General features: G+C 47.2%; 27 protein-coding genes, 1 pseudogene and 2 riboswitches. Of the genes and pseudogenes, 7 read left to right on the forward strand and 21 right to left on the reverse strand.

All coding sequences use genetic code 11. From position 1 onward, the window contains the following. Positions 1 to 43: 43 nt before the first annotated feature. A riboswitch (TPP riboswitch) is annotated at positions 44 to 154 on the reverse strand. Between the two features lie 138 nt (positions 155 to 292). The 3 genes from yedE (at position 293) to BLQ99_RS06030 (ending at position 2,727) form a co-directional block, all read left to right on the forward strand. Continuing rightward, positions 293 to 1,510 (forward strand): selenium metabolism membrane protein YedE/FdhT, encoded by a 1,218-nt coding sequence (gene yedE, locus BLQ99_RS06020; RefSeq protein WP_093689125.1) that lies wholly within the window; start codon positions 293 to 295, stop codon positions 1,508 to 1,510. A gap of 46 nt (positions 1,511 to 1,556) precedes the next feature. Further along, the gene (locus tag BLQ99_RS06025) at positions 1,557 to 1,736 is read left to right on the forward strand and encodes a sulfurtransferase TusA family protein (RefSeq protein WP_216093633.1); all 180 of its coding nucleotides are present in this window, start codon (positions 1,557 to 1,559) and stop codon (positions 1,734 to 1,736) included. A gap of 70 nt (positions 1,737 to 1,806) precedes the next feature. After that, positions 1,807 to 2,727 (forward strand): RluA family pseudouridine synthase, encoded by a 921-nt coding sequence (locus tag BLQ99_RS06030; RefSeq protein ID WP_093689127.1) that lies wholly within the window; start codon positions 1,807 to 1,809, stop codon positions 2,725 to 2,727. A 21-nt stretch (positions 2,728 to 2,748) separates the two neighbouring features. On the opposite strand, the gene BLQ99_RS06035 is transcribed toward BLQ99_RS06030, so the two are convergent. From BLQ99_RS06035 to uxuA, 7 genes are all read right to left on the reverse strand, one after another. Further along, complete coding sequence (locus BLQ99_RS06035) at positions 2,749 to 4,716, reverse strand: methyl-accepting chemotaxis protein (RefSeq protein WP_093689129.1); 1,968 nt, start codon at positions 4,714 to 4,716, stop codon at positions 2,749 to 2,751. A gap of 173 nt (positions 4,717 to 4,889) precedes the next feature. Further along, entirely contained in the window at positions 4,890 to 6,503 is a 1,614-nt protein-coding gene (locus BLQ99_RS06040; RefSeq protein WP_093689131.1) for a mannitol dehydrogenase family protein, read from the reverse strand. A 261-nt stretch (positions 6,504 to 6,764) separates the two neighbouring features. Beyond that, positions 6,765 to 7,481 carry a GntR family transcriptional regulator gene (locus tag BLQ99_RS06045; RefSeq protein ID WP_093689133.1) on the reverse strand — a complete coding sequence of 239 codons (717 nt, stop codon included), beginning with the start codon at positions 7,479 to 7,481 and terminating at the stop codon, positions 6,765 to 6,767. Positions 7,482 to 7,621: 140 nt separating this feature from the next. Then, positions 7,622 to 8,992 carry a TRAP transporter large permease gene (locus BLQ99_RS06050; protein WP_245690290.1) on the reverse strand — a complete coding sequence of 457 codons (1,371 nt, stop codon included), beginning with the start codon at positions 8,990 to 8,992 and terminating at the stop codon, positions 7,622 to 7,624. After that, positions 8,932 to 9,408, reverse strand: a complete 477-nt coding sequence (locus tag BLQ99_RS06055; protein WP_171904610.1) for a TRAP transporter small permease — start codon at positions 9,406 to 9,408, stop codon at positions 8,932 to 8,934. Before BLQ99_RS06055 ends, BLQ99_RS06050 begins: the two co-directional genes overlap by 61 nt. An 85-nt stretch (positions 9,409 to 9,493) precedes the next feature. Continuing rightward, complete coding sequence (locus BLQ99_RS06060) at positions 9,494 to 10,498, reverse strand: C4-dicarboxylate TRAP transporter substrate-binding protein (RefSeq protein ID WP_171904611.1); 1,005 nt, start codon at positions 10,496 to 10,498, stop codon at positions 9,494 to 9,496. Between the two features lie 157 nt (positions 10,499 to 10,655). After that, positions 10,656 to 11,735 carry a mannonate dehydratase gene (gene uxuA, locus BLQ99_RS06065; RefSeq protein ID WP_093689138.1) on the reverse strand — a complete coding sequence of 360 codons (1,080 nt, stop codon included), beginning with the start codon at positions 11,733 to 11,735 and terminating at the stop codon, positions 10,656 to 10,658. 656 nt (positions 11,736 to 12,391) lie between these two features. Between uxuA and BLQ99_RS06070 the strand changes: the two genes are divergently transcribed. The 3 genes from BLQ99_RS06070 (at position 12,392) to BLQ99_RS06080 (ending at position 14,592) form a co-directional block, all read left to right on the forward strand. Continuing rightward, positions 12,392 to 12,847, forward strand: coding sequence for a HutP family protein (locus tag BLQ99_RS06070; RefSeq protein ID WP_093689140.1), 456 nt, complete (start codon positions 12,392 to 12,394; stop codon positions 12,845 to 12,847). A gap of 189 nt (positions 12,848 to 13,036) precedes the next feature. Continuing rightward, positions 13,037 to 14,215, forward strand: a complete 1,179-nt coding sequence (locus BLQ99_RS06075) for a CaiB/BaiF CoA transferase family protein (RefSeq protein WP_093689142.1) — start codon at positions 13,037 to 13,039, stop codon at positions 14,213 to 14,215. 56 nt (positions 14,216 to 14,271) lie between these two features. After that, positions 14,272 to 14,592, forward strand: a complete 321-nt coding sequence (locus BLQ99_RS06080; protein ID WP_093689144.1) for a DUF3870 domain-containing protein — start codon at positions 14,272 to 14,274, stop codon at positions 14,590 to 14,592. Between the two features lie 78 nt (positions 14,593 to 14,670). On the opposite strand, the gene BLQ99_RS06085 is transcribed toward BLQ99_RS06080, so the two are convergent. From BLQ99_RS06085 to BLQ99_RS06135, 11 genes are all read right to left on the reverse strand, one after another. Beyond that, positions 14,671 to 15,885 carry a DUF401 family protein gene (locus BLQ99_RS06085; RefSeq protein ID WP_093689146.1) on the reverse strand — a complete coding sequence of 405 codons (1,215 nt, stop codon included), beginning with the start codon at positions 15,883 to 15,885 and terminating at the stop codon, positions 14,671 to 14,673. Between the two features lie 53 nt (positions 15,886 to 15,938). Further along, a complete protein-coding gene (locus BLQ99_RS06090; protein ID WP_093689148.1) occupies positions 15,939 to 16,262 on the reverse strand; it encodes an AzlD domain-containing protein in 324 nt (107 codons plus the stop codon). After that, entirely contained in the window at positions 16,252 to 16,983 is a 732-nt protein-coding gene (locus BLQ99_RS06095) for an AzlC family ABC transporter permease (RefSeq protein ID WP_245690292.1), read from the reverse strand. Before BLQ99_RS06095 ends, BLQ99_RS06090 begins: the two co-directional genes overlap by 11 nt. 343 nt (positions 16,984 to 17,326) lie before the next feature. Beyond that, entirely contained in the window at positions 17,327 to 18,265 is a 939-nt protein-coding gene (gene cysK / locus BLQ99_RS06100) for a cysteine synthase A (protein WP_093689150.1), read from the reverse strand. Positions 18,266 to 18,635: 370 nt separating this feature from the next. After that, on the reverse strand, positions 18,636 to 18,812 hold the full coding sequence (locus BLQ99_RS15035; protein ID WP_093689152.1) for a hypothetical protein: 177 nt from the start codon (positions 18,810 to 18,812) through the stop codon (positions 18,636 to 18,638). A 56-nt stretch (positions 18,813 to 18,868) separates the two neighbouring features. After that, positions 18,869 to 19,060 (reverse strand): YezD family protein, encoded by a 192-nt coding sequence (locus tag BLQ99_RS06110; protein WP_093689154.1) that lies wholly within the window; start codon positions 19,058 to 19,060, stop codon positions 18,869 to 18,871. Between the two features lie 18 nt (positions 19,061 to 19,078). After that, a complete protein-coding gene (locus BLQ99_RS06115) occupies positions 19,079 to 19,243 on the reverse strand; it encodes a YezD family protein (RefSeq protein WP_245690294.1) in 165 nt (54 codons plus the stop codon). Between the two features lie 84 nt (positions 19,244 to 19,327). Continuing rightward, positions 19,328 to 19,424: riboswitch (SAM riboswitch) on the reverse strand. Between the two features lie 214 nt (positions 19,425 to 19,638). Beyond that, complete coding sequence (locus BLQ99_RS06120; protein WP_093689158.1) at positions 19,639 to 20,157, reverse strand: hypothetical protein; 519 nt, start codon at positions 20,155 to 20,157, stop codon at positions 19,639 to 19,641. Between the two features lie 60 nt (positions 20,158 to 20,217). Beyond that, positions 20,218 to 20,679 carry a glycoside hydrolase family 73 protein gene (locus tag BLQ99_RS06125; RefSeq protein WP_093689160.1) on the reverse strand — a complete coding sequence of 154 codons (462 nt, stop codon included), beginning with the start codon at positions 20,677 to 20,679 and terminating at the stop codon, positions 20,218 to 20,220. A gap of 391 nt (positions 20,680 to 21,070) precedes the next feature. Continuing rightward, on the reverse strand, positions 21,071 to 21,679 hold the full coding sequence (locus BLQ99_RS06130; RefSeq protein ID WP_093689162.1) for a transcriptional regulator: 609 nt from the start codon (positions 21,677 to 21,679) through the stop codon (positions 21,071 to 21,073). Positions 21,680 to 22,050: 371 nt separating this feature from the next. Continuing rightward, on the reverse strand, positions 22,051 to 24,186 hold the full coding sequence (locus tag BLQ99_RS06135; protein WP_171904612.1) for a putative bifunctional diguanylate cyclase/phosphodiesterase: 2,136 nt from the start codon (positions 24,184 to 24,186) through the stop codon (positions 22,051 to 22,053). A 537-nt stretch (positions 24,187 to 24,723) separates the two neighbouring features. On the opposite strand from BLQ99_RS06135, the gene BLQ99_RS15425 reads away from it, so the two are divergent. Further along, on the forward strand, positions 24,724 to 24,942 hold the full coding sequence (locus BLQ99_RS15425) for a helix-turn-helix domain-containing protein (protein ID WP_093689166.1): 219 nt from the start codon (positions 24,724 to 24,726) through the stop codon (positions 24,940 to 24,942). 169 nt (positions 24,943 to 25,111) lie between these two features. Here BLQ99_RS15425 and BLQ99_RS06145 read toward each other — a convergent pair whose 3' ends face one another. The 3 genes and pseudogenes from BLQ99_RS06145 to BLQ99_RS06155 all read right to left on the reverse strand — a co-directional run. After that, on the reverse strand, positions 25,112 to 25,408 hold the full coding sequence (locus BLQ99_RS06145) for a hypothetical protein (protein WP_245690296.1): 297 nt from the start codon (positions 25,406 to 25,408) through the stop codon (positions 25,112 to 25,114). Beyond that, complete coding sequence (locus tag BLQ99_RS06150; RefSeq protein ID WP_093689168.1) at positions 25,405 to 25,647, reverse strand: nucleotidyltransferase family protein; 243 nt, start codon at positions 25,645 to 25,647, stop codon at positions 25,405 to 25,407. The genes BLQ99_RS06145 and BLQ99_RS06150 overlap by 4 nt, the downstream gene beginning before the upstream one ends. Before the next feature lie 214 nt (positions 25,648 to 25,861). Continuing rightward, a pseudogene (locus BLQ99_RS06155) lies at positions 25,862 to 26,133 on the reverse strand (ISLre2 family transposase); the annotation flags it as partial.

Here is a 26,133-nt window from a genome sequence, read left to right on the forward strand (position 1 = left end):
AAAATAAGCGCCTCCCCCGTAAGGATGCGCTTTCCTGACCTTGAAACAATCGCTTAAGCTTCCCTACGCTGGCATTACCCAGTTCAGGTTAAAGGGTCACAGAAATTAACGGTTCTGTATCTCAGCCGGCCTCCCGGCTCCCCTAGCTCCAACCATATTCGGTTTTGTCTTCATCGTAGCACGAATACCAGAGATTGACAAGTGGTATTTTTGCGGATTGACGACCTCAGCAAACTGTAATAAAATTTATGAGTGTCATAGATTTAATATATTATTGGGAAGGGGCCGTTGGATGAACTCGCTGCTAAGTCGCTATTATACCAATATTATCACCAGTTTTTGGAATCAAAAATACACGATTATCGCGCTCGGTGTTTTAAGCGCGCTGTATTTCGGCGTCATCGGCATTGCCTGGGCGGTAACCGGCGAATTTACCCGGTGGGGTGGACACATTCTTCAGCTAATTGGTGTTAATACTACTGCTTACAGCTACCTGAAGCTGATCAACTTCACCGGCACGCCGCTGACCCGGGTCGATGGCGTTTTGGTGTTCGGCATGTTTGCCGGCGCTTTTATCAGCGCCCTTTTCGGGCAGAATTTCAAATTCAGAATTCCTACCGGCAAGCGCGTCATTCAGGCGCTTATCGGCGGTATTATTGCCGGGTTCGGTACCAGAATGGCCATGGGCTGCAACTTAGCCGCCTTATTTACCGGGATTCCCCAGTTTTCCTTTCATACCTGGCTTTTCACCCTGGGCACGATCATAGGAACATATTTCGGCCTGAAAATTAGCATGCATCCCTGGCTGGCAGGAAAACCTAAGCTGGTAGCGGTAAAAAATGTAGGTGAGCCCCAAGAAAACGAGGCATACTACCGCCTGCAGCCGTATATCGGCTTTGTGGGCTTTGCTTTATTTATCCTTTACCTTGTTAACCAGGCCACCGGCGCCTATCCGCCAAAGCTGCTGTTGGCAACCATTTTTGGGTTTTGGTTCGGCTTTCTTATTCAGAAAGGACAGGTCTGCTTTACTTCCGCCTTCCGTGACCTTTGGCTGACCGGACGGTCGAACACGGCTCACGCTCTCGTCTGGGCAATTGCCGTGCAAACCCTGATTACCGCCGTATTTTTAAGCAAAGGCATGCCGCCAAACGTTATCTGGTGGGCCGGGCCGGGTGCGCTTCTCGGCGGCCTCTTGTTTGGCATCGGCATCGTTATTGCCGGCGGTTGTGAGACCGGTTGGATGTATCGGGCAATGGAAGGGCAAATCCACTTCTGGTTCGTAGGCCTGGGCAATATTATCGGCGCTACGCTTCTTACCCTTGCCTGGGATCCAATCGTATATCCTTGGTTAGTATCACCTTTTCCACGGATTGATTTGGCCAAGCAGTTCGGATTGGCCGGAGCGATCGGCTTAACGCTGGCAATGCTCCTCATCCTGTATATCTGGGCTGATTGGTATCAAACATCAAAAAAAGGAATACTTTTAAGGAGGTCACCAGATGCCAGATAAAAGATATTTACTGGACTTACGCGGCGAGGCCTGACCTTATCCCGTAGTGTTTTCGTTGGAAACACTTAGCAAACTGGAAAAAGGAACAGTCGTGGAAATCCTCGCCGACTGCCCGCAAAGTTTTACTTCCGTTCCGGAAGAATTAGTGAAAGCCGGCTATGAAATGGTGGAACCGCCCCAAAAAACCGGCCCTACCTTGCGTTTTCTCGTAAAAATACCTGATTAACCACCAAGCGACCGTTTCCCGCAGACTGCAGGAAACGGTCGCTTGCCAGGTATTGGAGGAGGGAAAAGGGTTGAAAACAAAATCATTCAATACCTACAAAGTAAGCAAGGAACATGCGGGCTTAACGGTTGAGAATTATTTAAAACAGGTCTTACAGTACTCGGGGCGGCAAATCCAGAAACTAACCCGCCGCAAGGGCATCCTCCTCAACGGTAAAACGGTTTACCTGCAGAAGAAAGTAAAACCGGATGACACTTTGCGGGTCATTGTGGACGGGGATAATGCCTACGGGGTTCAGCCGGAGCAAGGACCGGTCGAAATACTTTACGAAGACGACTACCTGTTGGTCATAAATAAGCCGGCATACCAGCTGGTGCATCCTACCGGCCACACAACAAGCGGCACGCTGGCCAACTATTTGGCATATCATCTCGAGCAGCGGGGAATTATCTGTACGATTCGCGCCGTACACCGGCTCGACCGGGAAACATCAGGCTGTATAATTTTTGCCAAAGATGCCCGCAGCCAATTCCTCCTGGAACAGCAACTAGCCGCGCGGACGCTAAAACGCACCTATTGGGCGTTAGTTAAAGGAAGCGTTTCGCCCCCGGCCGGGACGATTGATGCTCCCATCGGTCCCCACCCGCATTTTGCTAACCGGCGGGCGGTAACCGCGCATGGCGACCCGGCAATAACCCATTACCAAACGGTCAGGAGCTTCCCTGAAGCCACCCTGCTTGAACTGACACTGGACACCGGCCGCACCCACCAGATCCGGGTTCATTTAGCCCATATCGGCTACCCGGTTATTGGCGACGGCATGTATGGCGTGCGCTCACCATGGATCGGCAGACAGGCTTTGCATGCGTCTTTCGTCAGCTTCAGGCACCTACAAGACCAACGCGAGCTTACAGTCCACGCGCCGCTCCCGGCCGATTTTGCCCATGCCATTGAACAAGCCCAAATTTGTAAAAAAGCACAGGCGGAGTAACGTCCTCCGCCTGTGCTTTTTTTACACTTTAAATTTCGCGACAACTTCCTGGAGTTCCGCCGCCATTTTGGCCAAACTGGCCGTAGATGCGGCTATCTCTTCGACGGCGGCGTTTTGTTCCTCGCTGGCGGCGGCTACTTGTTCAGCACTGGCGGCATTGGCGCGGGCAGCATCGGCGATAGTGTGGATCGCCTGCTCCACCTCGCCGCTGCTCTGCTGCTGTCTATCCGCCAGGGCCACAATTTGTTCGACTTCCTGATGCATGTTCTTGATCGCCTGATAGATTTCCTCAAAAGCCTTGCCGGAGGCGGCAACAACTTGCACACCGTTGGCAACTTCCTGGCTGCCTGTATCCATCGCCTTAACCGCTTCATCGGTCTGGCGCTGAATGTCGCCAATAATGGCGGCAATTTCCTTGGCTGCCGCTTCGGACTGCTCGGCCAGCTTGCGCACCTCATCGGCCACTACCGCAAATCCGCGCCCCTGTTCGCCGGCCCGGGCCGCCTCAATCGCGGCGTTCAAAGCCAGGAGATTGGTCTGGCCGGCAATACCTGTTATAACGTCGACAATTTGACCGATTTGCCGTGACCGCTCACCGAGAGAATGAATGGTCTGCGCCGTGCTGTTAACGTCCCGTTGAATTTCATTCATTTTGTCAATAGCCAGCTTAACCTGACTTGCACCGTGTTCGGCCGCCCGCTCGCTTTGCTTGGAAGCAGCGGCGACAGCATTTGCCGCTTGAGTAGTATCGACGATGGAGCTGACCATCTGCGCGATAACCTGGGCTGATTTATCGGCGAGTTTAACCTGGTTGGTAGCCCCGTTGGCAACATGCTGAATGGTTGACGCTACTTCTTCCGACGCTTTGCCCACTTCGCCGGCCGATGCCGCTAATTCCTGGGAAGCGGCCGCAACCGACTGGGCGGTAGCCAGTGTTTTGGCGATGATCTGACGCAGCGCAGCCGTCATGGCGCTGAACTCCGCCGCCAGCTCATTGACCTCGCGCACACCGTTAACCGCGATATTCTGGGTTAAATTGCCTTCCGCTACCCTACCGGCGGCATCAATCAGTTCGCGCAAAGGACTGACAATGCCCCGCGAAATCCTGAACGCCAGCCCGACTGCGGCAGCAACCGTGGCCAGGATAACAACCGTCATAATAAGGGTCGTCTTGATCAGGGCACCGAACACTTCCTTAATCGGCTCATAGATAATGACGCCCCATTTGTATTTTCCTACCGGCGCGAAAACGGTGAGCGCCTTGTCGCCACGAGTGGAGACGGCTTCAACCGCGCCCAGCTGACCGGAAATCGCATCCGTAACATATTCATGCCCGGTGAAACTTTCCATCTTCTTTACCCGTTCCTTATCCGGGTGCGCGATTACCACGCCCTTGTTATCCACTATATCAATATAGCCCGTATCGCCTACACGGGTATTATCGGTAATATCCCAAATCGCCTTGAGACTGATGTCGGCGGCCAAGACTCCTACGATCGCCCCGTATTGGTCTTTGATCGGCGTGGCTATGGTCACGGTAGGCGCGTTTGTACCTGCCGAAATATAGGTTTCCGTAAAATAAGTATAGCCTTTCATGGCTTCCTTAAAATATGTCTTTTCGCTACGGTCCAGCAGGTTGCCGCTTGTCTTGACGACCTGCATCCCTTTGGTATTCATAACAAAAATAAGCTCAAACTGGGGGTTTTTTTCCTTGGCCGCCAAGATCATCTGCCGGATGGCGTTTACGTCCATCGACTGGGCGGTAGGCGTAGCCGCCAGTGTTTCAACCAGACCGCGGGAGTCGTCGAGCAGCCGTTCAATTTGCGCGGCGATTTGCCGAGCCGTGTTCAGGTTGGCCTGCGAAACATCTTCTTTCGCCGAAACGGCATTTAAATAGGTGCTGACAATCCCGCCTATACTGACAGGAACTAGTGCAAACAAAAGAAACAATACAACTAATTTAAATTTTAAGCTGCGATCTTTGAACAATGAGTCCACCTCTTTTCACTGGTTGCCTGTCATATTCGACATATAACCATAATATTCCTCCGGTTTTAACGCTAAAAAAACAAGCCCACCAAGGCTTACTCGGCTTGCTTTGGCGGGCTTAAAGCGGACTTATCGGAAATGCATTGCGTTACATGGTTAATGTATTCTAGCTTTTATAAATATTTTTGCAATGTGCTTCTTACAGCACCAGGTCCGGCGATCATTTCGTTAAAGTAGCCTTCGATTTTTTCTCCCAAGCCAATTTCATAAAGATTTACGCCAAACAGTTCCGCATTGGAAAGTATCGGCTTTAAGTTATCGCCTACCGATGCCGCATCGCCTAACCTGATGCCGGTAACGGCAGCTTTCAGGGTATCCAGCAAAGGATCTGGGCTTAAACCCATTTCTTGGCCCTGATCGTCTAGGCCCAGCAGATACCTGCACCAGCCGGCGATAACCAGCGGAATATAGGTAAGATTTTGCGGTTCCAGATCCGGCCTTCGCATATAAGCCTTGATGGTTTCACCAAACCTTATCCCTACCTTTTGCGACGTATCTGTTGCAATTCGCTGCGGCGTATCAGGTATATATGGGTTGGGCAGTCTTACCTCAATTACCTCTTTAATAAACGCCGCCGGATCCATTATCCCGGGATCAACCACCACTGGCAATCCTTCGTCATAACCAATCTTCTCGACCAGCCTTTTTAGTAACGGGTCTTGCATTTCCGCAGCAATCGATGTGTATCCCAGCAGGCAACCGAAAATAGCCAGCGCCGTATGCAAAGGATTCAAGCAAGTGCATACCTTCATCCTTTCCACGTTATCGACCGTTTCGCGGTCGGTAAAAAATACCCCTGCCTGTTCTAGCGGCATACGACCATTCGGGAAATTATCTTCCACTACTAAGTACTGCGGTTTTTCGGCATTAACAAAAGGAGCAATCCAGGTATTTTTGCTTGTACAAATAATATCCGCACTTTCGAATCCGATTTTATGTAATTCAGCTTTCACGGTTTCAGAAGGCCGGGGGGTAATTTTATCGATCATGGTCCAGGGGAACGATACTTTTTGCGGATTATTTATATACGCAAGAAATTCTGCTTCAACCAACCCGTTTTCTACCCACTTCCTGGCTATCGCATCAATTGCACTATGAAGTTTACTGCCATTATGGGAACAATTATCCATGCTCACAAACGCAAGCGGCAGTTCACCGTTTTTATATCTTACATAAGCCAAGGCCGCCACCTTAGCCATGACGCTTTTAGGACACTCCGGCCCCTTCCGCATATCTTCCTGCACATCGGGTAAATAGTCGCCGGAAATATTCTTTAAGTTATAACCTTTTTCAGTTATGGTAAAACTGGCTAACTGCAGTGACGGTTTGGCAAATATTTCTTGCAATCTTTGCCAGTCATCTGCCCGCGAAGGGTCACCCACCAGGCTTTCACTAATGCTGCCGACAATCGTTTTGTCTAAGCTGCCATCGGCATTCATAATTACCAGCAAACCTAAGTTGTCATACGGCCGGTATATTTTATCGATAATTTCATAATCATAGGTTTCCACCGCAACAATTCCTGTATCAACTTCGCCTGAATTCAAAAGTGCCTGCTGCAATACGGCAATAAATCCGCGGAAAATATTCCCGGCCCCGAAATGCACCCAAGTTGGATTTTCCTTGGTTAAAGCCACCATTTTCTCATAATCAAATTTTAACGTTTCCACCCCTGCTTGTTCCCATTTCTCTACATTTTTAATACTTTCCTTGTTTAACTGCAACATGGTATCCCCCTCTCCCTTTTTTAAAAATCAACTTCATATCCCATCTGTTTTACTCTCATAACCGTTTTCGCCCAACTTGGCGGAAACAGCCAGGAAGTTTTCCCGAAGCTATCCCAATAGCCTGAGTTAACTGTTTTTCATTTTCGATATACGTCAATCCCATAAGCAACCCCTCAACTTTTATATTGATCTGTTTTCGTTAGCGCTTCTGGCAAGCGCATCCCAGACCCCATTTTTATGCGCGAGATAGTGTCCAGTTATTTATTTAGTTGTTACTACATTCACGGAATATGCCTTTGGCGGCAAGAAATAGTGCTCGTATTCTTTGCGCAGATACTCTAAATCAACGACGACTTTATTTAAATGCTTGTCAATCGTCTGCTTGCCCAGCGCTACATCTTTTTCCCGAATAGCCCGCACCAGTTCTTGATGCTGAAAAATCAGTTGATCCCAATCATAACCTACCGCCAAATTAAGCATCCTTACCCGGTTATAGTGAGTATTCATTTGCTGCATCATCGCCCAAGTGCGTGCTTTCTTGCAGCCTTTAAAAATAGTACCGTGCATGCTCTCGTCAAGTTCAAAGAATTTATGGTAGTTCTTCTCTTTAATGCACAGCTCTTGCAGCGTAACATTGGACTGAAGCTCAAATAGCAGTTCGCTCGGAAAAAAGCTGCAAGCCTGCTGGACGACCTCCCGCTCCAGGGTTTCGCGTACAAACTTCGATTCTTCAACATGGTCAATATCAATAAGCGAGACGTATGTTCCCTTCTGGGGCAGAATATCCAGCAGGTTTTCCTGCGCCAATTTGATAAACGCTTCCCGCACCGGTGTACGACTAACATTCAGCTGATCGGCGATATCCTGCTCCGAAAGGCTCTGCCCCGGGGGAAGGGTTAAATTAATAATATTGAATTTTAATAACCGGTAAACGTACTCGCGTGCCGATTCGTGTTTCGACCGTTCGATAATAAACAAGCTTTAATGTAACTCCTTTCAAAACATTTCCACTAGAAATTATACCATTCTATCATACACAAATACATAACCTCGCCATTTAGACAAGGTTATGTATGCCAACAAAGCTATAATTACTTTCCCAGATATCTCATGCCACTCTACTTGATCATTCCCGGCAAGAGCAGACTAAACTGCGGGAAGACCACCAATAACGTTATGGTAATCATAAGCGCAATGACAAACGGCACGCTTTCTTTAACAAAGGCCTCGATCGGTATGTTCCCCAGCGAGCAGACCGTATACATGTTAACCCCGACCGGTGGCGTAATCCCGCCGATTTGCACCATAATGGCCATAATTATCCCGAAATGCACCGGATCGAAGCCCGCTTTGGTAACAATCGGCAAAAAGATCGGCGTGAGAAGCAAGATGTTTACCGTACCTTCCATCACCATGCCGGCAACAAATAAAAAGGCGATAATGGTCCCCATAATCACATACGGATTATCTGATATGCCGACAATAAAATTGGCCAATTGGACCGGCACTTTTTCATAACCAAGCACATAACTTACTACAGCTGCCATGGAAATGATCAGCATGATGACGGCATTGTCCTCAGCAGTATCTTTCAGCGCCGCATTCAGCTTTTCCCAACTTAACTCCCGATAAATATACTTACCGATCAGGAAGGCATACACCACGGCAAAAGCCGCGGCTTCGGTCGCGGTAAAAATTCCGAGCCGGATGGTAAGCACCAACAAAACCGGGAATAACAGGGCCCAAAAGCTTTCTTTGACCGCCTCCACCAATTCGCCCAACGTCCGTTTCCGATTCCGACCGTCAGCGTCGTAACCCCGTTTTTTCGCCGCAACATACGCGGTAAACATGAGAACCAGGCCCATGAGTAGCCCCGGAATAATACCGGCAATAAGGAGTTTTCCGATGGAAACCTGGCCGACAAAACCATACAGTACAAGCCCTATGCTCGGTGGGATAATTGCCGTCGTCAGCGAACCGGAGGCCAATACGGCAGCCGAAAACCCGTCGGAATAACCGCGCTTGCGCATTTCCGGCAACAAGATCCGCGCCTGCATCGCCGCGTCGGCGTTGGATGAACCTGACACCCCGCCCATGAGCATGCTTAGAACAATCGAGACATGGGCCAATCCCCCGATCAAATGACCGGTCAGGACGTCTGCCAGTTTCATCAACCTGGCGGTTATGCCAGCGGCATTCATGATATGACCGGCCAAGATGAAAAAGGGCACAGCCAAAAGCGGATAAGATTGTGTCCCGGTTATCATGCGCTGGGCGACGACAGGAAGCGGTATGCTGGTTTCCGTAAAAAAATAGGTCATACCAGCAATACCCAATGTAAACGCTATTGGTACATTGATTAAAAGCAGAACAGTAAATATCAGTAATACTGTTAACAAGTTATTCCCCTCGCTTCTCCACCGGATTTCTAATCTACCCGGCCAAAATTGCAGATAAGCGTCACAATCTTCGTCACCGTCGTCAGACACATGAGCGCGGCCCCCACCGGCACCGCCATTGCCACATAGGCATAACTTACCGGCAAATCGCCCAATATCCGACCGTTATTGGCAATGGTCAAAACGACGCCGACGTGAGTAATTGCCGCCAAAAATGCCAGTACAATGAAATGGACGATCAGCATTACAATTTTTCTTAAGCGAATTGGCAACCGCTGAGTAAGATAGTCCACCCCTAAGTGGCGATCCTGCCGCAAAACCAGATCGGAACCGATGTAGATAAGCCAGACAAACAAGGCAGCCGCCACCGTGTCGGCGCCGTTTATCGGATAGCCTAAATAGCGTAACAACGAAGAAAAAAAGACCAACAAAACGATCAGCACCAATAATAACCTGGACAAGACAACTTCAACTTTGTCAACGATTTCACCCAATCGTTGCACCATACTTAGCCCCCCGGTTTTGACAGATTCAAAATAATTTTAGGTGGTATGCCGGTATTGCCCGGCATACCACTATTAAATCACGGCTTTATTTGCCCAACAATTTATTAACTTCCTTGCGCAATTCCTGATAGTTCAGCTTGGTATATACCGCCTCGGTCTTTTGCTTGAACGGTTTGGTGTCGATTTCCTTGATTACCGCACCGGCAGCTGCCATTTTGGCTTCAAGCTCTTTCTGGCCGGACAGAAGCTTATTGGTTGTAAAGTCGCCCGCTTTGACCGATTCCTCGATCAGGATTTGCTGATATTCTTTCGGCAATTGTTCAAACCATTTTGTGCCAACAACCAAACAGTTCCACAATTGAATATGACCGGTTTTGGTAATATATTTGCCAACTTCATACAATCTTGCCCCATAAGTAGCCGGATCTTGCGCCTCGGCCCCATCAATAACCCCTTGTTCAAATGCGGGATAAGTTTCAGTCCAAGGTAAAACCACCGGACTAGCCCCCATGGCTTTAACCGTTTCCTGCCAAACCGGTGCGCCAGGGGTTCTGATCTTTAAGCCGTCAAGATCTTCCGGACCGTTAATCGGCTTTTTGGTAACAAGGTTACGCGAGCCGGTGTAATAGTTAAACGACAGCACGGTTAGGCCTTTTTTCTGGGAAAGGTCAGTCGTCCATTTTTTAACCAAATCGGACTTAACCAGTTTTTGCATTTCCGGCACGGAATCGGTTAGGTATGGCGCAAGCAATATCCCGATCTCGGGTACCCAAACGCCTAAGCGGCCGGCATCGGAGTTAACCGCGACGTTTCCGCCCATCATGGCCTGCTGCAATAAATCCTCGTCATTGCCCAATACGCCGTTTGGATAGAGTTCAACTTTAACTTTGCCATTGGTACGGGCTTCCACACCCTTTTTAAACTCAGAGTAGCCCAAGTATACCGGATCCTGCTCGTTGATAACCATATGGATCTTAAGCGTATATGTTTTGTCCCCCTGCGGTTGCTGGGTCTTGGTTGAACTGCCGCAGGCAGTAAGCGTTAGTATTGCCACAATCAGCAATACAACAAGAATAAGTCGTTTGGACATTTTCACGCACCCTTTCCTTTAAACTTATAATCGCGAAACAAAAATAAGGCAGGCAGGTCTATTTTCCCAAACACACAAATTAGCCCTCTAGCAGCCCACCTCCGACACCAAATTACACCTTTACCTTTAGACGACATCACCTCTTGTTGGCAACTGGTTATCCTTTTTTATCCTGTCGCGCGAGTGCATCCCAGATCCCCTGTAAATACACCGCGCCCAGTGCCCGGTCATACAAGCCGTAGCCCGGCCGGCCGTCTTCACCCCAAATCATCCGGCCGTGATCCGGACGCAGCGGACCATCAAATCCCGTATCGTATAACGCCTTCATAATGCCATACATATCGAGCGAGGCCTCATCGTCTTTGTGAGCGGTTTCGACAAAAACGCCCGGCTCGTATATCTTGATGTTGCGGACATGGGCAAAATGGATTTTCTTCATTTGGCCAAAGTGGCGGAAAATAGCCACCATGTCATTTTGGGTATTGGCCCCGAGCGAACCGCTGCACAGTGCCAAGCCATTGGCCGGGCTGTCCACCAGCTTCACAATCCGCTCCAGGTTTTCCTTGGACACAACAATGCGCGGCAACCCAAACACCGACCAAGGTGGATCGTCCGGGTGAATCGCCATTTTTATGCCACACTCCTCGGCAGTCGGAATAATCCCCTCTAAAAAGTACTTCAAATTGGCAAAAAGCTTTTCTTCGTTGATGTCTTTATATAAATCAAACAGCTTCTTTATCTCAGTCAGGCGTTCTTTTTCCCAGCCGGGCAGTTCAAACCCGTTCGATCCCTTCTCCATTTCCTCAACAAGCACTTCCGGCTTCAAACCCCGGATAATTTTTTCGTCATAAGACATTGTCGTTGAACCGTCTGGCAGAACTTTGGCCAGATCGGTACGCATCCAGTCGAAAACAGGCATAAAATTATAGCAAACAACGCTAACTCCGGCTTTAGCCAAATTCCTTAGGGTCTTACAGTAGTTCTCAATATAGCGGTCTCTGGTCGGCAGCCCGAGTTTAATATCTTCATGAACGTTTACACTTTCTACCGTTTTAAACATAAGTCCGGCAGCTTCTATCTGGCGTTTAAGTTCCAGAATATCTTCGTACGGCCACACTTCGCCTACCGGGATATGATAGAGCGCGCTGACAACATTCCGCATCCCCGGAATTTGCTTAATATAGCTCAGCGGAATCTTGTCCAACTTGCTGCCATACCAACGAAAAGACATGAGCATATAACTTTATCCCTCCATAAAATAGAACTTATTTGGCTGTTATTACATTTCAAAACATTTCCACGAGAAATTATACCATTCTACCATACTAGTGTAAATAGTGTGTTAAAAACTTTTTCCTGAAGTTGTGAAAACTTAAACAATATCCGTCCCACTTAGAAGCACCGGCCAACTAGTAATAGAAATGTATTGTCGAAATTATCCTCAGCCAATGCAAAAACAACAAACGACGCAATCTCCCGAAGAACGCCACGCGTATATGGAACGGAAAATGAAAAATCCGCCGGATATAATCGGCGAATTAATTAAGCATATCGGCCTTTCCAAAGAGCAAGCCAGGGCCGTAGCCGATGCCCTTCGCCCCCCTGCCCCACCTCCCCATGACGCTCCCCATTGCAGACCAAAACCTGAATAAACCGTGACAATTCCGGCAAAGAGAATCTTGGTATATAAGGGATCCGCAGCCTAGACCAAGCCAGCTCCAACGCCCAAGATGCAATCTCTATAGTCCAGAACGGCAGAAGGGATGCTGGAAGTATAAGCTGCATACTAAGGTAGCTAGCTAACGGCCGCAGCTTATAAATAATGCTCGCATAACTTGACGAAAAAATCCAAAAAGTGATAGAATCTTACATATAGAGATAGAGGGAATGAGAATGAGTGACTTTAATCCGCCCTTTTTGGTTCAAAGCATACGTAGTGTAGCAACGGCGGCTATGCTGCTGGCCCTAACCCGCACAATCAGTGATGAAGAGACAGTAAAAAAAATGCTTGCCGATCAAGGTTACCGCTTTGTAGTGACTGAAGTCGGAGGTAAATCGTCATTAACGGAATTTCAGGAAAAAACTACCAAAGCAGTTATCGGCGCAGCCTTAAACAGTGGGATTATTGGCAAGTCCGCAACTAACTATCATGCTTTGCTCCACGCAACTGACGAAGCAAAGCGTGGTATAATGGTCAATGTTGCCAGCAGTGTAAGCCTGGCTGTGAAGATTGCGATTGTCAGAGATGATTCGTGGATAGCAGTCGCCTTATTTGGTGATTCAGCGCTTCATCCACTGACCAACCATGAGAGAGCCGGACTAGGTGTAATGCATCTGGGAAACGGGTAAGTCTTACGCAACCAAAATTTAATAATAAGCTAGTGAAAAAGGGACAGAGTGAGTGACCTACTCCTGCTGTCCCTTTGTTTTTTCATTAGTAATGACACGCCGGAAGGAGGTAGACAGCCAAAAGAAGCAAGCGTATGTAATTAGATTGGCGCCTTCAAATATTATCTGTAATAAAAGGAGATGTTTAAAATGAAAGCATTGCAAGGAATTCGCGTATTGGATTTGACCCGGGTTCTGGCGGGACCGTACTGCACAATGATGCTGGCGGATTATGGCGCTGATGTTATCAAGATTGAGCCACCTGAAGTAGGTGACGACTCCCGTGCCTTTGGACCGTTTGTTGGTAAAGAAAGCGCTTATTTTATGAGCCTTAACAGAAACAAGCGCTCGATCGCCTTAAACTTTAAACGTCAGGAAGAACGTGATCTATTCAAAGAAATGGTAAAACATGCCGACGTCGTTGTGGAAAACTATCGTCCCGGTACAATGGAAAAATTCGGGCTTGGCTATGACCAACTAAAAGAGCTTAATCCCAAATTAATATATGCTGCATGTTCTGGGTTCGGACACACCGGTCCTTACCGCGATAAACCGGCCTATGATATAATCGTACAAGCCATGGGGGGAATAATGAGTATTACCGGTCCCGAAAACGGTGACCCGACCCGTGTTGGCGCTTCAGTAGGGGACATTATCGCCGGTATGTTCACTGCATATGGCATAATGATGGCTCTGTTCCACCGGGAAAGAACCGGGGAAGGACAAAAAATAGATGTAGGAATGCTCGACTGCCAAGTTGCAATATTGGAAAATGCAATTGCGCGCTATGTGACTTCTGGCGTTGTGCCAGGGCCGTTAGGAAACCGTCATCCGTCCATCACACCCTTCTCATCTTTTACGGCGAAAGACGGATACATTATTGTAGGCGCCGGTAATGACCGGTTGTGGGAACGCTTATGCAATATTTTAGGTCGTCCTGATCTGATTAAGGACGAACGCTTCGACACGAATGCCCGCCGAACGGCTAATGCAAAAGAACTAACTACGATCCTAAATGAAATATTTAAAGAAAAAACAATCGCTGAATGGTTGACCGCTTTGGAAGAAGCCGGACTTCCTTGCGCGCCGATCAATACTATTGACAAGATCGTGAATGATCCACATATTCAGGCGAGAGAGATGATAGTCGAAGTTGAACACCCGGTAGCCGGTAAACTCAAAATGCCAGGAGTTCCGGTAAAGATGTCGGCGACCCCCGGCTCAGTAGAATTTCCAGCTCCGCTTTTGGGGCAGCATACCTATGAAATTATCAGAGAAGTATTAGGGTGGGACGATACAAAAATCAGTCAGTTTTTCGATGGCAAGTAATACTAGCTTTTTCAGAAAAGGCTAATTCTCTTTACGCTCTCTGATACGGAGGCACTATGGTAAATGAGAACCATATCTTATTTTCCGGATATGCTCGACTGCCATCAGGAACTGTTTCAGGCAAAATCTATGGAGTAATGGCCTTGGTTGTTTTAATTGACCGACAAACAGATGTAATAGTCGATGCTGACTGTACGCTGTCAACACCAATGTCCGCACAATTTGTATCGCGTCTATTAGTCGGCAAAAGCCTGCGTAATGGCCCGGAGAATCTTATTCAACTCATCGAAAAATTTTACCAAGGGAGCGCGAAAAAAGCAATTATCACGGCAATACGTATAATATATGACAAGTATCTGGCATATATTAACCGCTGAGGTCATCACTTCATACTAATCTTCCTGCAAGAATATATGGTAAAAACGGCGGTAACGGCCCATTACCGCCGTTTGGCGTCAACCCCAAAGGCTGATGACGCCATATGTCGCCGCAACCATAATGATCTCCAAAGCCAGTATGGGGCGAAGCGACTTAAAGAAGTCGGATTTAAAATAGTCGAGTGTAACAAGTAAACAAAGATGCGCCGGGGACAGCATATGCCCGGCCGTGCCCATGACAAAGCAGACTGTAACCAAGGTCAGGTCGCCGGGCGACAAAACGGCGATAAAGGGGAAGGTCATAGCGACAAATCCCTGGGAAGTTCCGGTAAGGAGTCCGCCCAAAAAAGCAATGATCCCTACGACAACTGCGGCGGGGACAGCAAGGCTGTGAAACAGGGCGGCAATATCGTCAACTACGCCTGCTTGCCGCAACATATTTTGGAAAAAAAGGATGCCAAGGACACCGAGTAGCAGATTGCGGTCAAAAGCATGAACAAGCATCCCGCGAACAGCGGCCTGACTTTGCCGCAGGATGACGCTCATGGCGGCTACAACTATTGCCATGGATATAGAGGCGTCCAATCCAACGAAAACAACCAGAAGCAAATTGGCTAAAATAGGGCCGACGGCCAGCGCGACATAGCGGTAAGCGCAAGCATCGGGGCAGGGACCGGCCGGGGCAGAATTAAGCGATGATTTGCCTTTTAACGGCGAGATAAAGGTCAGCCAGCCGATAGTTATTGATAATGCCGTTAACCAGGCCATGTGCGAAACCAGCGTGCCCAGCGGAATGCCGGAAAGATTACTGGCCAGCAGCATCCCGGTAAAGATAGGGTTGGTAAATTCCCAAACGTGCCGGAACCAATAATTAATGATCGTTTTGGTTTCGGCGGAAAGACCGTATGACTTGCCGGCGTTTTCTACCAGCGGGGCCGAAAAAATAGCGCCGCCCAAAGAAGGAAGGAAGCCGAGAAAAGCCGGCATCATGGCTAATAGATAACGGTCGCTTTTGAAGACTTGCCGGGACACTGACATAAAACCATCAATCGTCCCGCTGGTGCGAAGCTGATATTCCAGGCACATCACAAAATACAGGGCAAAAATAATTTCCCAGGTGCTATGCGCCGTTAGCGTTGCGGTTATAGCCATTGTCAATTTGGATAGCTGCGGACCTGATGCAAAAAAGAGAACGGCCGAACCGGCCAACATGGCATAGCCCATTTTTATCTTTCGGTTAAGAAGAATAACAATTACGGCGAGCGTACAAACAATCGCTAGTACGGAAAGCATAAGCCAGCTACAACTCCTAACTTGATAATAATACTTATAAAAAAATTAAAGATTTAAAAAAACAGCCATCGCAGTGCCAGCATGGTTCCCATACCAGTGGTCAGTGTCACAACAATATTACGGCTTTTATATGCGACAATCGCTGCAACAATACCTGCTAACAAATAGTGGTTGTGAAAAGATAGATCGAGCTGCCCTTTCGGCAATACCAAAGACGGCACAATCAGCGCCGTAAGAATGGCTGTGGGAATGTGTTTTAACCAGCGCTCCAGCCAGCCGGGAATTCCCGTTTGCCTGAACAACGCTACAGAGCTAAACCGGGTCGCAAATGTTACCAACGCCATACCGACTATTATCGCAAAAGTCTCAAGATGCACGCTTCTTGTCTCCTTCCATCAGCCCCCCGATTATCGTTGCCACCAGGCAGGCCGCGATCATGTACCATTTTCCGGGTAGATATAATGCTCCCGCCACAGCGATAAGCCCGGCGATTATGCAAACCGCCACACTCGTCCGGTCCGTTAACCTGGGAAACAACAGTACCAAAAAAGTGGCGGGCATCGCAAAATCCAATCCCCATGCCAACGGGTCGGGAATGTAACTGCCGACAAAAACTCCTGCCACCGTTGACAAGCACCATGTGACATACATGAAAAGACTGACTCCCAGATGATAGGAAGGATTATATCCTGCCTGATAAATGCGGCTGACGGTTATGGCGTAAGACTCATCGGTCAGTAAAAAAGAAAGCAGCACCTGCAGCGATAAAGGCTGTCGCACCAGATATGGCGCCAAGGAAGCCCCCATCAGCAAATGGCGTAAATTAACCAATAAGGTTGTAAACACAATAATGCCCCAACCGGTGATGCCGGCCCCGATCATTGTAATGCCAATAAACTGGGCAGCTCCGGCAAACACTAAGAGTGACATCATCACTGTTTCCAGCGGTGTTAGCCCTGCTGTCAATCCCATTACACCACAGGTAATGCCAAAAGGTATAACACCTACCATAATTGGCCCGGCGTCCCTGGCGCCTTGCCAAAATTGCGGCATTGTCAAACCACGTTCCGTTACCTGCGCGGTTCTTGCATTATCCACACTGCTGACCTCCTATCGCGAAAATATCCAAAATGTAAAATTACATCCGAACATTGGCAATACCTGCAAACAAATAAAATAATCGAGTAGAGTAAGGCCCTGTAATTTGCTAAGGTCTGGCATACTGTCGCATAACAAAATGAAGCATAAAATGTCGTTTTTGACACCTTATGCTTCCTAAGCTCAGTCATTTTCTCAATTCAATTATTTCCGAGGCATTTTCCAACGGTTCGCTGCGTCTTCTTATCCGCTAAATAACCGTCATGATCCATATCTTGGGTAACTCAATAAACGAGCCGCATTTCTTCTGAAATATCTCGCACATAATCGCTATAAATATATGCTACAGTTCTTCCTGGAAAAGCGCCGTCGAAAGGTACCTTTCCCCCGTGTCGGGCAGCAACACCATGATGGTCTTTCCGGCATTCTCCGGGCGCTGAGCCACTTGGGTGGCGGCAAAGGCTGCGGCGCCACTGGATATGCCGACAAGCAGCCCCTCGGTCTTTGCCAGTTCGCGGGCGGTGGCAAAAGCTTCCTCGTTCTTGACTTTGATAATCTCGTCGATTATTTTCACGTTAAGGACATCAGGCACGAAGCCGGCGCCAATACCCTGGATTTTGTGAGGACCGGGTTTTCCGCCGGAAAGAACGGGCGAGTCGAAAGGTTCAACGGCGACGACTTTGAAAGAAGGTTTACGCTGTTTTATTACCTCCCCGACACCGGTGATAGTGCCACCGGTGCCAACACCACCAACGAAGATGTCTACCTGGCCGTCAGTGTCGTTCCAGATTTCTTCCGCAGTCGTGACACGATGGATTGCGGGGTTGGCAGGGTTCTTAAACTGCTGGAGTATGAAAGAATTGGGTATTTCAGCCGCCAGTTCCTCGGCCCGGCGTATGGCCCCCTTCATTCCTTCCGCCCCTGGCGTGAGCACCAGTTCCGCGCCCAGCGCCTTGAGCAGGTTACGCCGCTCGACACTCATCGTGTCCGGCATGGTAAGGATAAGCCGGTAGCCTTTGGCAGCGGCCACGAAGGCCAGGGCTATGCCGGTGTTCCCACTGGTCGGCTCGATGATAACGCTGTCCTTATTGATAAGTCCCTTGTCTTCGGCGTCCTTGATCATGGCGTAACCGATGCGGTCTTTGACGCTGCTCAGTGGATTGAAGTATTCCAGTTTGGCGATGAGCTTGGCGTTTAGTCCCTTTGCTCTGTTGTAATTCCCCAGTTCCAGAAGCGGGGTGTTGCCGATGAGATCTGTCAAGTTCGTCGCTATTTTGGCCATTTTTGTTTTCCTCCTAAGCTTTTTGTTTATTCTCAAGGTCAAGAACTTGGTTCATGCTGCCAGTGCGGTAACCGATGACCGCGCTGCCCAGCCACTCCGACCACGGGCAGCAGGATCTACCGGGAACAGCGGTATAGTTGGTCCGTGACTAAGAGTAAAAAACAAAGCTGAGATAAAAGTCCCGGTGGGACTTTACCTCAGCCTTCAGTCTTACTGATCAGCTCAGAGTTATTTACTTGTTTTTAAGTTTACCACATGTAGCCATTGGTGTCAACGTGCTCTATTTTAGCCATGGCGCAAACAAATCATCAAGCAGATCGCGCGGGTCCTCGAACCCCACGCCATGCAGCTATATTCTTAGCAAAAGCCGTCACTTCTTCGGGTGCCAGCCTTGGAGCTGCCTGATCTCGCCCATTACCAGGCTGTATGTGCCGCACTGCTTCGCTGAGATTGGGGTACCGGGCTCTCCCTTGGCACGGTTCATCGCCGCACCTTCGCCGTTGCGGCGCAGCGCCTCACCCAGGTTTGCGCCGCAGACGAATGGCACCTGAAAAGCGTGATTGTTTATATGAAACTAATTGTAGTCTTCTGATTGGCCTGAAATCAGATGCCGTCGCCGTCCACACCTTCCAGTCGCGGTAGGCGCCTTTTCTCGGTTCTATCGATCTGGGTCACTTTCCCGTCTTTTATCTGAATGACCACTTGCCCGTACTGAAGACCGCTGAGAGCCTTGAGAATTTCCGCCCTGACAGCCCCGATCTTAAAATCGCTTACCCCGTTTGTTTTCGCGTCCATCTCGCTTCCCCTTTCCCATCAGACCAGCCTGATTTTCTCGTTTATTTCGATCTGGATGACTCTCCCGTCCTGAACGATGATCGTGATTGAACCGTATCCTACTGTGCGGATTGCCGCCTCAATCTTTTCCCATACCCGGGGTGGCAGGTTGTCGGGTGTATTCATGTTACTGCTAACCGCCATGGCCATTTCCTCCCTACTCTTTGTTAATCGGTCAGCGGCAAACAAAAAATCCTTTCCGAGGAAAGGAATGTTAGTATACCTCTCCTCTCATCTTCCAGGATTACTCCTGCTGGAATTAGCACCTTGCGTTGCCGGTTGCCGGGTGTCATCGGGCCAGTCCCTCGACCTCTCTGGATAAGAGTGACTTATTTGGTTGTTTTAGATATTAACACGCCGATATAAACACTGTCAATAGCCATATTCCATCCCAATTGTTCCGAATGTATCGCCACGCCTCAACAATTGCGCGTTTCCGACTTGCCGCTATTGTAGTCTTTAATAGTTTTTTATGACCTCTTGCGCCTTTTTAAGGTTCCTAAAGCAGCCGAAACCACCGAGTGAAACCTAAGGGGAAATTATTTCATTATTGGAAACTGCACTCCACCAGCCACCGTCTTCCGGTCTCCGTAAACCCACCAGCTGACCGATTTCCACAGTTGCCCATTCACCTGCGCTGCCGGACCGTTCATCGACCAGCCAACGCCAACATTCAGCGTAGGCTTAGGGGCGGTAATATTAATACGAATTTCAGTTTCTTCAGTAACAACCAGTTTGCCTTTTTCAAACTTAGCTTCTTCTTTAACCTCGGCAGGGACTTCAAACTCCTTGCCGTTTACTTTTACATAGACCTTACCCTGCCGCTTCTCGAATTGGACGTTTGTGCGTTCTTGCTGGCCTGTTTTGGGATCCGTTTCTTTAGGAACGTAAACGATTTCCCGGGTACTGGTATTTTGTCCCTGGATATATACAGCTTGCGGCTCACTGGGTTTTGATGGTTTTCCGTCCAAGTTCACGCTGATTTGCGGCGTCTGTTGCTGCTTGGGGAAAAACTTTTCGCCCACCCAATGATTAGCAAAAATACTGCCGGCGGCCACAATGACCGCCCGCAGTATATACACAGCTTTTCGAAATTAGTATGCAGATCAAACATCACTTTAGGCCGCTTGCTCGTCGTAACACGTCAGGTCGTTCGCCCTGATCGTCGCCAGCACCTTATCCGCATACTCCGGGTCCGTGGCATATATTCGTCCCATCGTACACACAAACTGCTCAATGTCATGCGTTTCTTGCCATATGGCCAGCGCGTCAGCGTATGCCGGCTCCTCAGTCATTAGCACGCACCAGTCCTCCACGGCCTCGTCCAGACTGGCGTAGTCCTTGAATTCGTCATTTATAGTTACCCATTCGCCGTTAATATACTCCTGTGTGGTGATGGTTATTGACTTGTCACCAGCAACGGCCTTGCGGCCAAAAAGGTTATACTCGCCGATTGTATACCGCCCCCAGCCGCTTTCCAGTGCTCCCTGGGCGATGCAGACGCTGGCAGGCAGGCCGTACTTGCGGCAAACACGTTGAGCTACGGGTCCCAACCAGGCAATAAACTCATCGGGTGTCACCAGTTTTCCCCCTTATCATACGGATTTTTTCCCTGTTCGCTATTAGCCACACTATCTACAATATATTTTATGACTGCAAGGGGCCCAGCGGCCCCAAATACTGCTATGCCGTCCCAGCAACTTTTTAGTTCAATTTTGCATTACTGCGGGCATTCCACTAGTAGCCTACAACCCAAAACAAAAATAGGAGCAGAAACGCCCCTATCAATGCCTGATGATGTATTTTTGCATGCGATTCATGCTCAATGCCGCACTCCCTGCCAAATAAAAACAGCCACCTGCATGAAAAGCGTTGCAGCACAGCCGACGCGTTGCGGAAAGGCCATCTTCAACTTCTGCCGCGTTTTTCTACCGTGTCGACGAAATTCATACTGCAGAAAATAGTAGTTGCTTATTCTTTACTCAAAGAGTGTTTGGTGCGCATCTCATCACTGCACACTGGACAATAGTCGTGCGTAAATTCCGCTTCAGAATGCGTTTTTAAATACTTTTCGAGGGTTATCCAATTGCCCTGTTCGTCACGAATACGATGGCAGATCGAGCAGATTGGAATTAGTCCCTCTAGCTGAGTAACAAGGGATACATCTTCAGTAAGCACGATTGCCATTCGCTTGTTTTCATATAGTATTGGGGCTGCCGTCACCAAGAGGGTTAGCCTCTTGACCTCACCATCTTGGATAACATTAAAAATACCTTTGTTGCGAGATACAACTTGTCCGTTTAAAGCTTCGAGTACACTTTTACGCAACACGCATCTCAAACAACCGGGTGATCCTCCGCAACCCTCAGGACCACGAGCGTTAACGCATCTCAAGACCTCTCCACACTTTTGCAGGTGGGCTTCTTCTTTGGAAATACAAAAAAATTTTATGGCTGCGTCATTGATGCACCGTACTCTAACTTCGTTATTTACAATCATTACAGCTAGCGGCATAGTCTTGATGAGAAAAGCCGCAAGGCTGGCATTCAACTCACTCGACAGATCTAAGCATTCCCGCACTGTTTCCCATACCACCTTATACAAAATTGTTTCGACCAATTCATTGCGATTGTAATTACTTTGTTGTATCCATTCACTTTTTTGTTTAATTAATTACGTTGCTGACCAAATCTCTTTAAATTTGGTTCATCTACTCATTAACACATGAGAATGTATTTGGCAATCCAAAAATGCAGATTTCGGCAATTAAGTAATTATTCATCCATCCGCATAAACTTGACAAGGAGCCTCTGCGGGTATGATATTTAGGCTGCGCGGCGTTGCTTAGGCAACACCGCTAGAACAGCCAATCATACCCGCCCCTCCATGCAAAGTTTATGCAAACTTTGTTCAATTTCGGCATTTTATACGTGCAGATTTCGGCAGCCAAACTATGCAAAATAAGTCTGCCATAAACATGAGAAGCTAATTTTTAATATGTCATCAATTGGACGAGGCCTACCAAAGAAATATCCCTGCCCGAAATCAGTCCCAATTTCCTTTAAAGTTCGCCATATCATCTCGGTTTCGACAAACTCCGCAATTGTTTTTTTCCCCAAAGTGTGGGCTACCGTATTAATGGCTTGTACTAAGGCTTTTTGAGTTAAGTCACTATCCAAGTTCCTTATAAACGACCCGTCAATTTTGATATAGTCAACAGGTAGCATTTGGATATGTGTAAACGAAGAAAACCCTACGCCAAAATCGTCCAGAGCAAATTTGCATCCAAATTTTTTGAGGTGGCTAATCCAATGCCGGGCCTTTATTAAATCTTTGACTGCCGCAATTTCCGTAATCTCAAATCCGATTCTCTCAGGCTTTATTCCTTTGTTGAAAAGACCAAATTCAATAAAGTCAAGTAACTCATCATCACCTACACTTGAAGGCGAGAGGTTGACAAAAATGGATAATTCAGGATTTTTCATCAATGCTTCCATAGCAGCATTAATGACCCATCTGTCAATTTGACTCATTAGACCAAAACGCTCCGCAGTAGGAATAAACTCATTCGGGTAAATAATTCTTCCATCAGAATCCAAGATTCTTAACAGTGCTTCGTAATGACTTATCCCAGCTTCTGACATAATCGGCTGATAGTGCAAAACAAGGCGATTATCTCTCAAACTGTCATTAATCTTTTTTACAGTTGAATGTGTTTCAAATAGCCGTATTTTCTCGTCGCAGTTTTCAATAGATACCGCTCTATTTTTACCTTCTTCTTTGGCCCGATATAAGGCCACATCGGCATAGGCCAGGAGTTTTTGTGTGTCTGTTAGCTTATCAATAATGGTAATACCGATACTAACACTTACCTTACAATGGTTGCCAATCAAATCCACAGCAAACTCGACTTCATTTAGTGTCGCCAATATCTTTTTAGCTACCCTTTTTGCCCCCTCGACGCTTACGCCACGCAGTACAATGGCAAATTCATCGCCGCCAAGTCTTGCTAAAAAATCGTTTTTTCTAATAATCGCTTTTAGTTTTTTCGTCAAATCTACTAATACCTTATCGCCTGCGGCATGTCCGAACGTATCATTAATGACCTTAAAATTGTCTATATCAAGAAAAAGAAGCGCACCTGTAGTCTCCTTTTTTGCATTTTGCACAGTTTCCTCAAGATATTTTTCAAGATAGTGCCTATTGGGAATACCCGTCAGCCAATCATGGGTAGCCATGTGCTTTAACTGTTCTTCGGCTTGCTTTCTATCCGATATATCCCGCACGATACTCAAGAGGACCCTCTCATTGCCGATAGTCGTTCCCTGAGAACTTACCTCGACATAAAGCAACCGACCGTCTTTACATTTATGAACTGTCTCGAATACTATCCCTTCTTTATCTGCCAATGCCATCTGCGCTGCTATCTGACGTTTGGTGCTGCTTTCCCGCAGATCACCAACAGTCATCGAGATTAGCTCTTCTTTAGTATAGCCGTAGGTACGAACTGCGGCCTCATTCGCTTCTATAATTCGTCCATCCATGTTAATAAATAGCATAATATCTTTCGCATGTTCGGCCAGAATCCTATATTTTTGCAGTTGCTTATTAGCCTTTTCCAGCGCTTCAGTCTTTTGCCTTACCAAATCTTCGAGGTGTTTTTCGTATCTTGGGGAAATTGCTTTCATTTGCTCTTTCTGATTTATATCCGTTAAAGTACTTACCGTACCCATCAAAGTTAGCAAGATATCCTGATTAGTAACATTTTTAAGCAGTTCTAGCACTACAGTCCGATCATCTAGACGGATAGGCAAAGCAGTAATCATATATATTTTATCGCCCCAACCCTCGAATTTAGCAAAAGTAGCGTTGTTTAACGCCGCTTTCAAGGAAATGCAGTTTGCACAAACACGACCAGTTGCCCAAAACTGATAGCACGGCTCAGCATTTGGTTCTGTCTCAAAAATTGAGCTATGCGTCCCATCAGAATTAATTACTCTCTTGAGTAAAGGGTCAACCAGTCTGGCGTTATTGTAATATTTTTTTAAAACTTTCATGTCTTCGATAATGGCATTTAGCTCAGTCATACCCCACTCACCCCAAAGAATAGTGTTAGGCTTGGAAAAGATTTGCATCGCAAGTTGCTCTTTTCAATGTTTATGCAAAAGGGAAGCACCCTCTTTAGGCGGCTTCCCTTTTACGTATTACGGAACAGAGATACCTTGCCGCGAAGGTTGATGATGCTTTCCATTTTTCCAAACGAAACACAACACACTTCCTAGATTGTAAACTTTCTAATCGCTGTCTGAAATTCCTCGGCCATCTTGGCTAAAACCTGGCTGGATGCCGCAATCTCTTCCACGGAGGCCGATATTGCTCCTCGGTGGCAGCTGTTGTATTGACCGCCTGTACCTGTTTTTCAGCTCCTTGAGAACGCTGGTAATCGTAGTCGCAACCTGATACAAAGTTATTTATATTAATTCTTTTCACATATTAATTCTTTTTAGATATAAGTTTCCTTCAATAAAATATAACTAAAACCCGACATTATTTTTTAATATTCCGAAAACTGTAGAATACTATAGTCTGTAGACCAATAGTATTACCTAGCATATAGTTGTAGTATGACAGACAGAAAATTTGGCCAAGTACTGAAAAAGTTAAGAACGGCAAAGGGCATCAGCCAGGAAGACTTTGCCTTAAACGTCGGATTGCACCGCACGTACATAAGCCAGCTGGAGAGGGGCCTTAAGAGTCCGTCTTTGCGAACTATAGAGAAAATTTGCAGGGAACTGGGTATTTCGCTGGTGCAATTCATGGAGCATTTGGAGCAAGATAGCTGATTGCTATTTTTACAAATTTGCACACATATTGGTGTTTTATGTCGTTTTATGAATACTATAGTATTCATAAAACAAATGCTAAAATCCTCCTCTATTCTGAAAATTTTATCTCATCCTGTTAGAGGATAATAAATACACTCTTCCGCTTAACACACAGAAGGGTATATCTCTATTCGCGCTTTATATGTACCTTGAAGTGATATGCCTCCGACCGGCATACGTCGCCACAGGAAAAGAAAAAGACCACTTCGACGTGGTCTTTGTAGACAATTACCTTCTCGATATAGTTCCCGATGAATTTCCGGACCTCCAGGATGTTTTTTCGGCCACGAACTGCCGGAACATCTTCAGCAAGCCTCTGACCGTATCCTCGGTTACGACGGTCTTTTTCTTTTTTTAGATTTGCTTCCAAGATGGCTTTTTCCGTTTCCGTTTTTCGCAGCTCGATTCTTTTTCGTTTTGTCATATGAAGATAACTTCCCGCTCAATTTCCTTACCGATACGCGGCTTAAGATATTCCCTAGACGAAATATGAACCTTGCGTCCAAGTTTTTCAGAGAGTTCCTGTTTCAAAGCAATGTATTGAAAACCGCCGATGCGACCATCAAAAGAAACCAAAATGTCTATATCGGAGTTTTTTCTTTGTTCCCCGCGAACATACGAACCAAATATGCCGATTTCTTTTATATGGTATTCTTTCTGCAGACGAGGCTTTCTTTAGTCAATAAACCTCTGATGGTGGCTAAATCAATCCCTTTTTCGTTTTGTTTCACCCATGCCACCTCCGAAATTGTGGTATTATATATATTATTTTAGCCTGGTAGTGGAATTGATACAACTACGCACCCAAATTTAGATAGTGTCAAGACATTGTAGGATTTTTTAGAAGACATACCATCACGGATGAGTTAACATAATATTAAGCATAGGCAAGCGAAAGCTCCCGCAAGACCTTATATAAGAAGTTTTTCGGCCCCTTTAATACAGGAATATTGTCATGTGTTTCACAGGTTGCTTTTGTTTTCTTTTGCCGTTCAACTTCTACAGTTTCTGCCGGGCTTGTTGTCATTATCTCAATTTTGTAATTTGTACGTTGTTGTCTTAGATATTCCTCGGCTACTGACTGACCATTTGCCTGACATACGCGTATGTATGCCATATGCTTGGCGCCTTCTCGGCTCCACCCCATCG

It is taken from the genome of Sporolituus thermophilus DSM 23256 (assembly GCF_900102435.1).
Classification (GTDB): Bacteria; Bacillota; Negativicutes; order Sporomusales; family Thermosinaceae; genus Thermosinus; species Thermosinus thermophilus.

What these genes read in the sequence shown, in the direction of transcription:
- yedE (WP_093689125.1), top strand. Translation starts at nt 293, where the DNA reads ATGAACTCGCTGCTAAGTCGCTATTATACCAATATTATCACCAGTTTT.
- BLQ99_RS06040 (WP_093689131.1), bottom strand. Translation starts at nt 6,503, where the DNA reads ATGTTGCAGTTAAACAAGGAAAGTATTAAAAATGTAGAGAAATGGGAA.
- BLQ99_RS06055 (WP_171904610.1), bottom strand. Translation starts at nt 9,408, where the DNA reads ATGGTGCAACGATTGGGTGAAATCGTTGACAAAGTTGAAGTTGTCTTG.
- BLQ99_RS06060 (WP_171904611.1), bottom strand. Translation starts at nt 10,498, where the DNA reads ATGTCCAAACGACTTATTCTTGTTGTATTGCTGATTGTGGCAATACTA.
- uxuA (WP_093689138.1), bottom strand. Translation starts at nt 11,735, where the DNA reads ATGCTCATGTCTTTTCGTTGGTATGGCAGCAAGTTGGACAAGATTCCG.
- BLQ99_RS06070 (WP_093689140.1), top strand. Translation starts at nt 12,392, where the DNA reads ATGAGTGACTTTAATCCGCCCTTTTTGGTTCAAAGCATACGTAGTGTA.
- BLQ99_RS06075 (WP_093689142.1), top strand. Translation starts at nt 13,037, where the DNA reads ATGAAAGCATTGCAAGGAATTCGCGTATTGGATTTGACCCGGGTTCTG.
- BLQ99_RS06080 (WP_093689144.1), top strand. Translation starts at nt 14,272, where the DNA reads ATGGTAAATGAGAACCATATCTTATTTTCCGGATATGCTCGACTGCCA.
- BLQ99_RS06085 (WP_093689146.1), bottom strand. Translation starts at nt 15,885, where the DNA reads ATGCTTTCCGTACTAGCGATTGTTTGTACGCTCGCCGTAATTGTTATT.
- cysK (WP_093689150.1), bottom strand. Translation starts at nt 18,265, where the DNA reads ATGGCCAAAATAGCGACGAACTTGACAGATCTCATCGGCAACACCCCG.
- BLQ99_RS06110 (WP_093689154.1), bottom strand. Translation starts at nt 19,060, where the DNA reads ATGGACGCGAAAACAAACGGGGTAAGCGATTTTAAGATCGGGGCTGTC.
- BLQ99_RS06115 (WP_245690294.1), bottom strand. Translation starts at nt 19,243, where the DNA reads ATGGCGGTTAGCAGTAACATGAATACACCCGACAACCTGCCACCCCGG.
- BLQ99_RS06135 (WP_171904612.1), bottom strand. Translation starts at nt 24,186, where the DNA reads ATGACTGAGCTAAATGCCATTATCGAAGACATGAAAGTTTTAAAAAAA.
- BLQ99_RS15425 (WP_093689166.1), top strand. Translation starts at nt 24,724, where the DNA reads ATGACAGACAGAAAATTTGGCCAAGTACTGAAAAAGTTAAGAACGGCA.
- BLQ99_RS06145 (WP_245690296.1), bottom strand. Translation starts at nt 25,408, where the DNA reads ATGACAAAACGAAAAAGAATCGAGCTGCGAAAAACGGAAACGGAAAAA.